Here is a 13,200-nt window from a genome sequence, read left to right as displayed (position 1 = left end):
TCTCCTTCTTTTGGGACAAATGGAAATTCAAGAATATTTGGAAGTTCTAATGGAAGTACTTATTGGGATTTATCGACGGGGAATTTGGAATTTAGAGATGGCACTACAAATAGATTTACTTTTGGTAGAACTACAGGGAATATTATTTGGACTGGAATTGCTTCAGGCAACGGATCAGGAATAACAAACGTCAACGCTGATTTATTAGATGGAATCAATTCTACAAACTTCGCTAGAACTGATATATCAAATGAAACATTCTCAGGCACAATTACAGCTACAAACTTCATCCTTTCAAGTGATAAACGATTAAAAGAAAACATAGAGTCGATAGGTAACGGTTACTATACGTTTAATTACAAATCTGATAGCACTAAAACTAAACGTTACGGAGTTATTGCGCAAGAAGTTGAGAAATATGCTCCTAGCTTAGTAGTAGATGGAGAGGATGGATATAAGAAAGTAGCATACATTGATTTATTAATTCTTAAACAGGCTAAACTAGAAAAAAGAGTAGCTATGTTAGAAGCTGAAAAGAATAGTGATTATTATATGTATGGCGTTATTGTGTTATTATTTGGATTTATAATTTATTCAAAATTGAAGAAATGAAAAAGTATTTATTAATATTATTTTGCATTCCGTTATTTGGGCAAGTACCAAATACTAATACGTTTTCATTGCAGGATGTTAAGACAGAGGTGGAGAAGGGTTGCGAATGTGACATAGAATCATTAATTGGGTCTTTTGAAGTTTCTTTTGAAGATGGGTTTGATCCCACATACAAAGGTAGTAAGGATAGACAAAATAACTTTAGAAATTATGAATCTCCAGAATTTACAGCTATACCAAAAATTCATGGCTGGCCATATCAAGATTTGTATGAAGTAGAAGATTGTAATGGAGATGGAATTGACGAATCACCGCAAGGGGATGTGTATTGGATATGCTCAACAGTATGCGAAGGTACTATTTATGTAAAAAATGGAGAAACTTTTTTAAGTGCTGACAAAATATATGTAAAATCTCCAGTTGTAAATGGAACTGGAGATAAATTTATAGCGTATAAAGGATATTTATCAGATGAAAATGTTATAAGACACTTTGATTCTAATGGTGATTTTGTAGAAAATTTTAATTGCGGAGAACCAAAAACATCTATAGATTTAGGTTTTTCGGGAACAGAGTCAGGTGCTTGTAGTGATTTCTCAACAAATCCTAATCAATTGTATATAAACAATGGGGCTACTTTTGTTGGAGCTACAGAACTATTTATTAATGAATATGGTTCAACATATGCGGATTCTGGTTATTATTCAGACGGAAATAGAGTTAGATTTTGGAATGGAACAGCATTTACTTCATCAGTATTTTGCTCTACTTTATAAATTTATAAATATAAATAACTATGCTAAAAGAAAAATCAAAAGCAGACAAGATTGAAATACTAATAAGATGGTCGGCTTATGCGGTTGTATTACTATATGTAATATTTAGAATTGGTGTGCCAGTTGTAAAAGGAGATCCTATTTACCTAGATAAGAATGACGGTTATGTTATGGGTGGATCTTTAGCTTTGGCTTTAGTAATGGAAAGTGTGAAAGCCTATTTAAAAAAGAAAACTGAAAAGTAAAAAAATGCATAATGAAGCTATGATAAAATTAGTAGCCCCAACGCTGTTTACATTTTACACAGCGATATCTTTTACGTCAATACTTAGCTTTATACCTATTATTCTTGCTTCGTTCTACTGGGTATATTTAATTAAAAAAAATATCGTTAACAGACATCATAAAAGAAGTTGGAAGCGATTTATTAAATCGATTAAAAAAGATTTATTGACATGAAACCAACACTAACAGATAACGACTACCAATGGGCAGCCGATAAAATAGGCTGCGAGCTTGCCGTAATAAAGGCAGTAGCGCACGTGGAAAGTGCTAAGACTGGTTTTTTATCAGATGGAAGCCCTAAGATTCTTTTTGAAGGCCATATATTCCATCAAGAAACTGAAGGGAAGTATTCCAAAAGAGAGATTTACAAAGATATTTCGTATAAAAATTGGACTACTAAATATTACGGAAATGGTTTCGAGGAATATGAACGTTTTAAACGTGCCTTTGAATTAGATACTATTGCCGCTATAAAATCGGCTAGTTGGGGGAAGTTTCAAATTATGGGTTTCAATTATAAGCGCGCAGGATTTGATACTCCTGAAGCTTTTATGTTTGCTATGGATATATCGGAGAGAAAGCACCTAGAAGCTTTTGTAAACTTTATCTTTTCCGTAGGCTTAGACGATGAATTAAGAAGAAAAGACTGGCAAGGTTTTGCTCGTGGATATAATGGTCCAGGTTATGCAAAAAACCGTTATGATGAAAAGATGCTGAAAGCATATAAAATGTATTCGAGATGAAAAAAATAATCTTAATCGTTTTGCTGATATCGGGAATATGTTCCTGCGGCTCAAAAAAGAAAACCGTTGACCTACAAAAAGAAGAAACTGCTTTTTCTGAAAAAAAAGACGTTGACACCAATATTAAAAATGATATAACTTCTAATGTGCTCACAACAAAAAAAGGCGTAAAAACAACGATTGAGCCTAAGGACGCAAGTAAGGAATCACATTACAACGGCATACCATTTAAAAACGCTAGAATAACGGAAGAGGAAACCGAGGAAGCTACGGAAAGAGCTTTACAAGATAATTCCGAAATAAACCTTTCTGATAATTCCGAAACCGATTTTAAGAGTGAAAAGCAGTCTAAAAACTTAAATCTAGACAAAGACACCTCTTTTAATTTATTCGATTGGCTGTGGTTATTTCTAGCTATTGCAGTAGTATTATTTATTATTAGGCTATGCGTTAAGAAGATAAACCCGATTACATGGCTTAAAAATCGAGTTGTAAAGTAATACTTGATAACTGAAATTGTAAAAAATTTAACTATATTCGCGCACGATTTTTACATTAAAAACGTTATATTAGAACAGAAAAAAGGAGGAAAACTCCCTTTCCTCCTTTAATCGAGTTGCTACTTGCTTACTCTCGTTGTAACTCTAACACGTCTAGTAATGGTAATCCTTGTAGGGATTCTTACCGTTCTAGTACGGCGAGTTATTCTAACAGCCATATATAATGGTTTTTAAGTAGAGAGATAATATTAAAAAGCACGTCTCTCTATCGTGTTAAAAAAAGGGCGCTCTAACCAGCACCCTTTTTCTATTTTAAAGCCTAATTTCTTTTAAATTATTCATAAGTAAAGTTTCCACCATATTCGAAAAATTTCGATTTTGTTGTTGAGCCATTTTTTCCACCTTATCAATCACTTCAGTGTTGAGGGTGATTGTTTTTGGTTTTGATGTTTTTTCACTCATATCTTTATATATTAAATTGGTTTATTATAAAATTATGTAAATTAAGTGATTATATGATAACATAATTCAATTATTATCAACAAAGTTTTTAACAATTAAATGAATATCAGATTGTTAAATAAAATTTAACTATCTTTATATTCGTTAATCTTCTTTTATAGTAGAATAATACTGAAACTTAAAAAGCCAACTCCTTAAAGTTGGCTTTTTCTATGTCCTTTTTTTCGTTCCTATTTACTGCCAAATTGCACAAAACAATTTAGCAATGAGGTTAAACGTTAAGGTACCAGATAATTGGAATGATCTTTCTAAAAAACAATTAGAAAATATTTCGGTGGCTATTTATAACAACCACCTACTGGTTAAAGACCTCGAAGATGAGCAAAAGCATCTGGAGGCAAATACAACCTTATATTATCAAGTAGCTAAAGAACTACTACGTGGAAATAATTTTTATAAAACATACCTCGCTTTAAAGCACATTCCAGTCCGAGCGTATATTCCATTTTCCAAATTTATTTTTGAAGGTATATCTCGTACCAAATTTATACCAAAGTATAAAATTGGCAGGAAGCACTACTACGCACCTCATTTTAGATTAAAAAATTGCACTATTGGCGAGTTTGCATTTGCCGATAGCGTTTACTACCAATGGAAAGAAACGAACAACGAAGTGTTTTTAAGCTTGCTTTGCTCTATTCTATATAGGGAGAAAGCCGACGTTCCCTCCGAAATAGACATCCGCAAACCTTTTAATAAAATCACCGCCGAAAAAGCAACCGACCAATGGCAAAAAGTATCTGTAAAAAAGAAACTCGCTATTGCCTATACGTTTGAAGGTTGCCGAAATCATATAGTATCTATTTACCCAAACATATTTCCGAAGCCGCCAAAACAAACAGGGAAGAAAAAATATAAAGCACGGTATGTGCCTTTTGGTGAGTTAATTTCTGCTAAAATAGATTACGACCCAAGTAAACTACACCTCGTACAAAACTTATTAGTAAATGAGTTTTTCAGCATTTATGAGCGTGAACTTATAGAAATTAAAAAACGCCCACGAAAATGAATATAACACACAAAGTAATAGCCGATTATATGGAGCAACTCCACGCGGCAAACGTACACACACAATCGTTTTTTAGATTCAATATTTCCGAAATACAAGGTAGTATACGTAGCAATATTGCCTATCCTGCAATGGCTTTAGAAAGTCCCGAAGGAAACTTTTCTGGCAGCTCTTCCAACAATTCTATAGATAATAAAGATTTTGCATTCTCAATACTTCAGAAACCAATCCAAGGCGATTATACCGATGAAGACACCAAGCTAGACGAATGCGAACGCATAGGTAAAGAATTTCTAGCACGTATGCGCTACGATGCCCGTTTACAGAACTCGGTATTGTACAATTTATTTCATATAGAGAATGTGCAATATCATAAAGTAGGTCCTATTTACACAGATAGACTTTTTGGATATCGGTTTGAAATTAAACTGAACAACATAAAAACTAACATGCAGCCTAATCCAGACAATTGGAACGATATCTCCTCCCCTTGCCCATAATAAAACCATAGTTGATTGCTTATTGGTTTTACCCACGCCCCGTAAGGCGTGGTTTTTTTGTGGTTACTCCTGTCAAATTCCGTGTCCTTTTTTTCATCCCTATTTCCCGCCAAATTGCATATAAATATATGCACCATGAGACTTGGAGATAACAATCGAAATCTTACCGAATTAGAAAAAAAAGCAGGTCAAAATGCTGCTAGAACCTTACGTAGAGATTTAAGAAAAGTATTAAAAGCATCCATCACTTCGCAAACAGGACAAATGATTAAGAGTGTTGGCGCAAGTGTACGCATGAGATACGATGCTTTAGATGCGATTGTTTTGAAAGCATCCAAAGCAACATTTATTCAACACTATGGCTTTGAAGGAATTAAAAAGAATAGAGTAGCAATGACTTTAAAATCTTACGGACACTTTGATGCACTGTTTGATAAAACAAATGCAATAGAAAAACTAGCTACCGAAGTAGCTGAATTACGAGGCGAAGAAGTAGAAACTAATGTTACCAATATAATTTCCGTTACCGATGGCAGACAAGGCAATAACTAGAAGGTTACATATTTATGTAAATGGTAAAGAGGTAGAGCGCACCCTTACCAATTTGCGAAAAGAATATGCAAAAGCGAAAGCACAAATGAATCGTGCTCCCATAGGTAGCGACGAATGGAAAGCAGCTTATAAACAAGTAGAACGCTTAGGCAAGGAGCTTGATTACGCACGTAAGGAGCAAACCGAATTTCTAGATAGTACCAAAAAAACAAATAAAGTCTTAGAGGAAGGGTCGTCCTCTTTAAATGAATATTCCGAAAGTATTTCTAATATCATCGGCGGTTTTAAAAGCGGAGATTTACTAGCAGTACAGGCAGGTTTTATAGGAATAAGCGCTGGTATTAAGAGTGCCGCTAGATCAGCTTTAGCATTTATAGCAACACCTATCGGCGCTACTATAGCTGCACTAGCTGCTGTTGGTGGAGTTACAAAATTATGGCTTAATTACAATAAAAGTATAGCTGAATCTACACGTCTAACTAAACAGTTAACAAGTTTAGAAGGGAGGGATTTAGAACAATATAGGGCGTCCGTTCAGGCTACTGCAGAAACTTTCGACAAAGAATTCAATGAAGTTTTAAGAGCATCAAATGCACTTTCTAAACAAATGAAAATTAGTCAACAGGAAGCGTTAGAATTAATAAATGATGGTTTTACAAGAGGAGCAGATGTTGGAGGTGATTTTCTCGATAAAGTAAAAGAATATCCTGTACAGTTTAAAAACGCAGGATTTAGCGCACAAGATTTTATTGATATCGCTACGCAAGAAGCAACAGGCGGCATTTATAACGACAAGTTATTAGATACTTTAAAAGAAGCTGACCTTGCTTTAAAGGAGATGACCAAAACACAACGGGATGCCTTAGAAAACGCCTTTGGCGAAAAGTTTGCAGAAGAAATCGCAGAAGGAGTAAAAACGGGAGAGGTAACGACTAAAGAAGCTATTTCTAGAATAATAGATGAGTCTAAAAAAATAGGGCTTAATTACCAACAGCAACAACAAATTGTTGCGGATGTTTTTAAAGGAGCGGGAGAAGATGCAGGTGGTTTTTCAGAAATAATACTACAATTAAATGAGGCTTTATCAGAAGAAAATAAGGTTTTAAATGATAACGAAAGAGCTACTAAAAGACTCTCGGATGCAAATACTGAATATGAGCAATCTTTAGCTGATTTATTTGATGCTTCAAGTAGTGGATTTCCTGCTATGCTTACAAATTTAAAAGCAATATCTACAGAAATCTTTACCAATGTACTTCGTGGTGTTAGAATTTTATTTACCTCTATCAATCAATTAAAACAAGAAGCAGCTGGAGAAGGTCAAAAGAAAGCATTCGAAACGGTTACAGAATATGCAAAATCTACTGGGAGAAGCGTAAAAGAAGAAGCCGATTTTTTAATACAATCCACGGAGAAGAATATTGAAAGACTTCAAGAAAAAATAAATAACACTGGAGCTTTCGGGAATATATTTGGAACTAAAGATGCGTTAGAAACAAAACTTGCTGAGAATGAAGCTTATTTAAAAGAATTACAACTCATTGCCAAGGGAGAGAGTGATGCTTTCGTTAAATATCAAGAAACATTAAAGAATGCTTCTTTAATAGAAAATAAGGAAAATGGGAATGGAGAAGGCAACGAATCTGATGCAGATTCTAAAGTAGATAATGAAGCTCAAAAGCGGATAGAAAAAGAAAAGGCTATTCGAGATAAAGTTAATCAAGCCTTGGATGAGTTTGAAAAGGAACGAGAAATCCAAGAAGAGTTAAACCGCTTTGAAAAAGATCAGCAAAAAGAAGAAGAGGAAGTTCTACGATTAGAAGAAAAGTTTGCCAAACTTGAAGAGCAAGCAGGAGAAGAAACTGCCTTACTATCTAGACTTGAAGAAGAAAAAGAGCTTCAAATACAGGACATTAGAGATAAATATGCAGAGGAAAGATTAGAAAAGGAAAAAGCTGCCGAGGCAAAGCGGATAGAAGAAAAGAAAAAGTTTCAATTAAAAGAATTCCAAGAGAAGAAGAAGTTTCAAAATGACCTTATTAATTCTAGCATCGATTTTGTTGGAAGAGAAAGTAGATTAGGGCAAGCTTTATTAGCCTATAAAGGTGTTTTAGCGGCTAAAGAATCATTACTTCAAATTGGAATAATAAAAAACAAAGTAATCGCAGATACTGCTAAGTCTACTTCTGATATTGCGGCTGGAACTGCAGCAACTGCGGCAGTTGGATTTCCTCAAAACATCCCTTTATTATTAGGATTTGCTGCTCAAGTAGCGGGAATAATTTCAGCAGTAAAAGGAGCTATAGGTATAGGTAGTGAAATAAAACCTCCTTCTGTAGATGTTCCCTCCTTCGCAACAGGAGGAGAAACGGGACGAGGCGATTTAGGACTCGGTAGAAATTCTGGGGGTTTTGTGCGTGGAACTATTGAAGAAGACGAATATGTTATTCCAAAATTTGTCCGTACAGACCCAGAAGTTCCGCAAGTAATAGATTACCTCGAAACGAAACGTCAAGAAAAACTATCTGGAATTCCTAGTGCCAATACCTCCAGTCAATCGAGTGTAGATGCAAATGCCATGTATGCATTTTCAAATGCTATATATGAACTTATAGATAAAGGTGTTTATGCAAAAAACATCTGGAACAACAGAGAACTCGATAAGTTTGATAAAGAGTATAACAAGCTTCAAAAAACAAAACAAACCGCTAAAATTAATTCGTAATGGCTTTATCTCCTACTAATCTTTCAAAAACATATAAGAAGAGTGTTTTAATTCCTTCAGACAATATAATTGTTACGCCAGCAGATACTTCTAATGGTCCGTTTGGAGATGGCCCTTGGGTAGAATCAAAACCAAATTGGCTAAAAGTAATATACGTATCTAAGCAACCTTATGGAGGTGGCAATCCAGACAGAGTAACTTATAATGTAACTATTAATGAATCGGTTGCCACAGGAATGGCTCCTGGTAATTATAGTGGTCAGATTATATTCAAGCATGCTGGGATTGTTGGTAAATTAAAGCGTCAATATTTTACGTATAATTTAGAAATTCAAGAAACGGTTACTCTTAAAGTCTCTCCCAATCCTTTAAATTTTAATAGTTATACCATTGGAGGTAATATTCCGCCTACTAAATTTTTAAGTATAACAACCGAGGGAAATTGGACAGCCAACACAGGCGAGAGTTGGATTGTTTTAGGAGAAACAAGTGGCAGTCAAAACGGACAATTGGAAGTTAATGCAGACGTTACAGGTTTGCCTCCTGGTAATCATACAGGAAAAATAATTATAACGGATAGTGCTGGTAACTCAGAAACCGTTAACGTATTACTCCCTGTGCAAGGAGAAGTAACTCCTACAGAATACTTAACCGTTACGCCAGCAGCCTTTGAGGTTTCCGAAAAATACCAAGAAACCCCCACCAAACAACGCGCTTTAAAAATAGATAGTTCGGAAGCATTTACTATTACCGATAGCGTTGGTTGGTTGTTGTACTCGGCAACCTCGGGAAGTGCTGGAATAACAAATATTACAGTAAGCACTGTCAGTACCGAGACCTTGCCAATTGGTGCTTATCCTGCTACGATTACCATAACAACTAATTCTTCTGTAAAAACAGTAAGTGTACTATTACGTATTACACGTGCCGAAGTAGTAGGTATTGCTAGTAATGGTTTTTATTATGCCGACGATCGTAATTTGTTAACCGTAACCAATGATCAAGACAACTCTGAAATTGTAGTAAACTTTAATACAGAAGCTTCCTCCGGAACGATTAAACCTTACACAAAAAAAGCGCCGTATGTAGAGAATATTGCATCAGTATTAATGGGGTTAGAAACCGTACGTTTATTACGTCCTAATCCATTTGTTTCAAACATAAATTCTCGTTTATTCTCTCCGATTACACCCTTAAAAATGGATTTTATTATTTATGATAAAATAATAGGGCAATCGGCACTAACACAACGATCTAATTTTAGCAATGTTCAATTTATAAATGGAAAAACGCCAAAAATTGCCAATAGGCTAACGTACATTCCAACAGAAATAACAACCGTAAAAGATGGTGTTGTTTCTTTTTCTTTTAAAACGGATACGGTTCCAACAGAAATAACAATTACTGGAGCAATAGAAGCCACTATTCCAGCTTCTGGATTGGCGGGAAATATATTTACTGCCTTTGTTAATTTAGCCGACTATTCCCTGTCTGTTGGAGATAAAATTACTATTTCATGCGATATAATATCAATAGATGTTTTCATCAAAAAAAGCGAAGCAGAACGCTCTCAACTTATTTGGCTTAACGAATGGCAACTGCCAGAAATATTTGATTTAACAGGGGTTTTGCAAATAGTAAAACCTCGAGAAGCCGAAGAAACTGTTATAAATCAAGAAGGAAAGCGATACACCAAGGTGCTTAAAACATCTCAACCATTAACGTATGCTGTAAACACAGGAAATGTTTATAGCCAAGAAGAGATCGATTGGTTGCTTACGGTTTTAGATGCTAAACAAATATTTTTAAAAGTGCGTGGAGAAACGTTTGAGGTAGTATGCACCAATAAGAATTTAACGCTTTACGAAACTAGAAATTACAACTTAAACAGAACCTTAACCTTTAAAAAAGCTATTCAGTAATGGTATACTTTCAAACAAGTAATTACAGAATCGATTTGAATAGTTATAAAATAACTTTCATTGAAAAGAGCAATCGATTTAACGATAGCATGGAAAAAAACTACTCATTGCCATTAAACATTTCGTTTGATGATATTGTTGTAGAAAAACTAGGTTTACCGAACATAGACAATGTAACCTCTTATGTAAGTAATGACTCTGGTATATTATACATGGACGACCGATATTTTTCGGCAGTATTATTGTTGGGAGATGTTGGAAGTAATAGCATAGAAATTACTATTTATTATGGAGACGAAACGCTCCCCGTTTACGACATAAATTTACAAGATCTTCCATGGCCAGTAACGGTTACGGACAGTTTTGCATCATTAGCCAAATCGATGTTAAACAAATCATGGCCAGAAGTATCGCACAACTGGCCTACTGTTTTTCGTAGAGAACTATCTGGCGATGGTAATTATGATGCTTTTTTAGGTTTGATTAATAATTATGACGGCACCAACTTTATTGAAAATGAAATAGTAAATGAAGAAGGCACTAATGTTGCTAAAAATTACAACGTTATGGCTCCATTTACCTATATGTTAGAAATTGTAAAGTTTGGTTTTGAAACGGAAGGCAAAAAAGTGAGAGGTAGTTTTTTTGAGCATGAAAAACTTAAAAAAACGGTGTATATCCCCGATAATTTTATTGAAAGCTTTAAAGGCAACACCTACGACTTTCATTCCTTTTCCACTCCAACGAGTAACTACCTACAAGGAAGTACTCGATTTGGAGTATATGAGCGAACTTATTTACCTACTGTAGAAGGGAGTTATAAAATAGAACTGAAATTAAACCTTCCGCCTGCTTACACGAAGTATTTCAAGCTTGAAATATATCAACAGGACACAACTACTGAAGTGAAGACTTACTATTACAATCAAACTTCTACTGCAGGAAACCGAGTGATTATATCGGAAAGCATGACTATAAATGTTGACGACCAGAATGTGGGAGATCGTATTTATGTAAAAATGACGCTCCGATACCTAACCACCGATTTAAGCGAATATAATTCTCTCGAATATTCGTTAAGCGGCGGTCAATTAAACACCTTCCCAATAAGCTATTCTTTAAACAAATACCTTCCAGACATGACGTTTGGTAATTATATAAACAACTTAAAGAACTGGCTTAATATAGATATATCAATAGAAGACGAATGGGTAACTATAAATTTTTTAGAAGAAATAATTCATAATTTCATTCCCGATAATCATACGCATCTGGAAGATCCAGACAAAGTTAAACGATCAAATAAGAATAAAGTATACAAACTTATCTATGAAGATGGAGCTAGTATTTTAATAGGCAGTAACGGACAATTATTTTCAGAAATTGACGGGAAAAATAAGGATGTTGTTGAGATAGAAATGCCGATCAGAAATATTTTAATTGAGCAAAACAACAACATTATTACAGGCTCTTACCCAGAGGAGCGCCCCGATTTGCTATTCGGACTGTATAACGGATTAAAAGAAGGAAGAAACCCTTGTGTACAATCAATAAACAATAGTAGCTTGTCTTTACAAGATACGTTTAATGATTTTTGGCAAACGTGGATAGGTATCCGTACTAACAACTTTACGTTTGAAGATACTTTTGAGGCACACATAACCGAGCCTTTAAGCTTAAACACCGTATCTTATAAGTACAATGAATTACATTTAATAAAAGAGATAAAGCGTACCCGACTGTCTGTTGACTATTGGGAAGTAGAAGTTGAGAGTGAGACGTTATAACACAATCGAATCCATTAACTGCACTTCATTATTTAAAATGGATTGCACCGTGTGTACATAGATCATTGTTGTTTTTATCTCTGCGTGCCCCATAAGCTTCTGTAGATTTTCTACTTTACCTCCAGAAATTAAATAGTTGGTTGCAAAAGTATGTCTGCTACTATGGTAGTAAACTCTCTTTTTAATTCCACATGCTTTTGCAATCAGTTTTAATTCTCTATTAATATACTCTCGGGAGTAGTATTCATTAAACATGGTATTCCCTTCAGAGATTAGATTTAAAGCTGTTTTATTGAGCTTAATTTTAATAAATGTGTTGGTTTTTACCATTGTAAAAGCCAATGTATCTCCTATAACATTATCCTTAGAAATACTTTCTATATCACTAATGCGCAAACCAGTAAAGCATGAAAATAAATAACGCTGCAAAATATTCTTCCAAGTAGGGTTAATATATTTATTGTTGTAGTATTCAAACAAAGCTTTCACTTCTTCAGGTAATAAAAAGGTAAAATTACCCTTCATGCTTCCCACTTTAATGTCGGAGTAGTCAACCTTTGTAATGATGCCACGCTTGTTTGCTGCATGAAGATATTTCTTAAAGTTTTTTAAAGTGCCATTTACGGTAGGTGTGGAATTCTTCAGTTTTGTTTTTAAATACAAAACAAACTCATCTATCAAAGAATTATCAATTTCCGAAAAGTAAAGAGGATCTTTAAATCTTTTAATTTTATTTAGAGCTCCATTTTGTTGCCTGTAAGTAGAAGGCTTTAATATTTCCTTCTGAGAATCTAAGTAGTTTTTAGCGAAAACATTAAAATCAATCCGTAAACTAGGTCGCTTTAAATCTTGAATAACCTTATCTAAGGTCATTATTTCATTTGCAAGTCTATAATTTACTTCGATAGCATTGATGTCTGCAAGTACTTTTTCAATCAATAAATTATAATCCTTACTATACTTATAACTTTTTTTAACCCGCTGCTTATTCTTATCAAAATGAATTTTAGCAACAGAAAGTCCCATAGGTAGTTTTTTTCTTTTGCTTTCTAAAGAGATATCCAAATACAAAGCACATGTGCCATCAGATCTAGTGTACTCATCTTTAATCCTAATCTTGTAACTTAATTTCCCATTCATATTTTGTGAGACAAATTGTGGGACAAAATCTTGAAAACTATTATTCACTATCATTTTAAAGAATTTAATGAAGTAGGTATAAAATACTAATGGCGAACAACTTACGGTGATTTCTCACTGTAAGCTA

13 protein-coding genes are annotated in these 13,200 nt (G+C 34.3%); 11 read left to right on the top strand and 2 right to left on the bottom strand.

Annotation, left to right across the window (positions count from 1 at the left end; genetic code table 11):
• The 5 genes from AC13CQ_RS17885 to AC13CQ_RS17865 form a co-directional block, all read left to right on the top strand.
• Positions 1-612 (top strand): tail fiber domain-containing protein (locus AC13CQ_RS17885; protein WP_482882988.1); only part of this gene is annotated, 612 nt, incomplete at its 5' end.
• Entirely contained in the window at positions 609-1,388 is a 780-nt protein-coding gene (locus AC13CQ_RS17880; protein WP_482882987.1) for a hypothetical protein, read from the top strand. The genes AC13CQ_RS17885 and AC13CQ_RS17880, both read left to right, overlap by 4 nt.
• A 20-nt stretch (positions 1,389-1,408) precedes the next feature.
• Positions 1,409-1,633, top strand: coding sequence for a hypothetical protein (locus AC13CQ_RS17875; RefSeq protein ID WP_482882986.1), 225 nt, complete (start codon positions 1,409-1,411; stop codon positions 1,631-1,633).
• 210 nt (positions 1,634-1,843) lie between these two features.
• Entirely contained in the window at positions 1,844-2,416 is a 573-nt protein-coding gene (locus AC13CQ_RS17870) for an N-acetylmuramidase family protein (protein WP_482882985.1), read from the top strand.
• Complete coding sequence (locus AC13CQ_RS17865; RefSeq protein WP_482882984.1) at positions 2,413-2,916, top strand: hypothetical protein; 504 nt, start codon at positions 2,413-2,415, stop codon at positions 2,914-2,916. Before AC13CQ_RS17870 ends, AC13CQ_RS17865 begins: the two co-directional genes overlap by 4 nt.
• Positions 2,917-3,228: 312 nt before the next feature.
• Here AC13CQ_RS17865 and AC13CQ_RS17860 read toward each other — a convergent pair whose 3' ends face one another.
• Complete coding sequence (locus tag AC13CQ_RS17860; RefSeq protein WP_482882983.1) at positions 3,229-3,378, bottom strand: DUF6364 family protein; 150 nt, start codon at positions 3,376-3,378, stop codon at positions 3,229-3,231.
• Positions 3,379-3,643: 265 nt separating this feature from the next.
• Between AC13CQ_RS17860 and AC13CQ_RS17855 the strand changes: the two genes are divergently transcribed.
• The 6 genes from AC13CQ_RS17855 (at position 3,644) to AC13CQ_RS17830 (ending at position 11,933) form a co-directional block, all read left to right on the top strand.
• Positions 3,644-4,447 (top strand): hypothetical protein, encoded by an 804-nt coding sequence (locus AC13CQ_RS17855; RefSeq protein ID WP_482882982.1) that lies wholly within the window; start codon positions 3,644-3,646, stop codon positions 4,445-4,447.
• Positions 4,444-4,947 carry a hypothetical protein gene (locus tag AC13CQ_RS17850; RefSeq protein ID WP_482882981.1) on the top strand — a complete coding sequence of 168 codons (504 nt, stop codon included), beginning with the start codon at positions 4,444-4,446 and terminating at the stop codon, positions 4,945-4,947. The genes AC13CQ_RS17855 and AC13CQ_RS17850 overlap by 4 nt, the downstream gene beginning before the upstream one ends.
• Positions 4,948-5,082: 135 nt before the next feature.
• Positions 5,083-5,499: a hypothetical protein gene (locus AC13CQ_RS17845; protein ID WP_482882980.1), complete on the top strand. Its 417-nt coding sequence runs from the start codon at positions 5,083-5,085 to the stop codon at positions 5,497-5,499.
• Complete coding sequence (locus AC13CQ_RS17840; protein ID WP_482882979.1) at positions 5,477-8,224, top strand: phage tail tape measure protein; 2,748 nt, start codon at positions 5,477-5,479, stop codon at positions 8,222-8,224. The genes AC13CQ_RS17845 and AC13CQ_RS17840 overlap by 23 nt, the downstream gene beginning before the upstream one ends.
• Positions 8,224-10,146 (top strand): hypothetical protein, encoded by a 1,923-nt coding sequence (locus AC13CQ_RS17835; protein WP_482882978.1) that lies wholly within the window; start codon positions 8,224-8,226, stop codon positions 10,144-10,146. Before AC13CQ_RS17840 ends, AC13CQ_RS17835 begins: the two co-directional genes overlap by 1 nt.
• Positions 10,146-11,933: a hypothetical protein gene (locus AC13CQ_RS17830; protein WP_482882977.1), complete on the top strand. Its 1,788-nt coding sequence runs from the start codon at positions 10,146-10,148 to the stop codon at positions 11,931-11,933. Before AC13CQ_RS17835 ends, AC13CQ_RS17830 begins: the two co-directional genes overlap by 1 nt.
• Here the strand turns inward: AC13CQ_RS17830 and AC13CQ_RS17825 are convergent.
• Positions 11,928-13,127 (bottom strand): site-specific integrase, encoded by a 1,200-nt coding sequence (locus AC13CQ_RS17825; RefSeq protein ID WP_482882976.1) that lies wholly within the window; start codon positions 13,125-13,127, stop codon positions 11,928-11,930. The genes AC13CQ_RS17830 and AC13CQ_RS17825 overlap by 6 nt on opposite strands.
• Between the last annotated feature and the right edge of the window lie 73 nt (positions 13,128-13,200).

Source organism: Galbibacter sp. L-19 (assembly GCF_056857615.1).
This window is presented reverse-complemented; position numbering and strand designations above follow the sequence as displayed.

Coding starts and splice junctions, on each gene's coding strand:
- AC13CQ_RS17835 (WP_482882978.1), top strand. CDS start 8,224: ATGGCTTTATCTCCTACTAATCTTTCAAAAACATATAAGAAGAGTGTT.
- AC13CQ_RS17845 (WP_482882980.1), top strand. CDS start 5,083: ATGAGACTTGGAGATAACAATCGAAATCTTACCGAATTAGAAAAAAAA.
- AC13CQ_RS17865 (WP_482882984.1), top strand. CDS start 2,413: ATGAAAAAAATAATCTTAATCGTTTTGCTGATATCGGGAATATGTTCC.
- AC13CQ_RS17850 (WP_482882981.1), top strand. CDS start 4,444: ATGAATATAACACACAAAGTAATAGCCGATTATATGGAGCAACTCCAC.
- AC13CQ_RS17840 (WP_482882979.1), top strand. CDS start 5,477: ATGGCAGACAAGGCAATAACTAGAAGGTTACATATTTATGTAAATGGT.
- AC13CQ_RS17875 (WP_482882986.1), top strand. CDS start 1,409: ATGCTAAAAGAAAAATCAAAAGCAGACAAGATTGAAATACTAATAAGA.
- AC13CQ_RS17830 (WP_482882977.1), top strand. CDS start 10,146: ATGGTATACTTTCAAACAAGTAATTACAGAATCGATTTGAATAGTTAT.
- AC13CQ_RS17855 (WP_482882982.1), top strand. CDS start 3,644: ATGAGGTTAAACGTTAAGGTACCAGATAATTGGAATGATCTTTCTAAA.
- AC13CQ_RS17880 (WP_482882987.1), top strand. CDS start 609: ATGAAAAAGTATTTATTAATATTATTTTGCATTCCGTTATTTGGGCAA.
- AC13CQ_RS17825 (WP_482882976.1), bottom strand. CDS start 13,127: ATGATAGTGAATAATAGTTTTCAAGATTTTGTCCCACAATTTGTCTCA.
- AC13CQ_RS17860 (WP_482882983.1), bottom strand. CDS start 3,378: ATGAGTGAAAAAACATCAAAACCAAAAACAATCACCCTCAACACTGAA.
- AC13CQ_RS17870 (WP_482882985.1), top strand. CDS start 1,844: ATGAAACCAACACTAACAGATAACGACTACCAATGGGCAGCCGATAAA.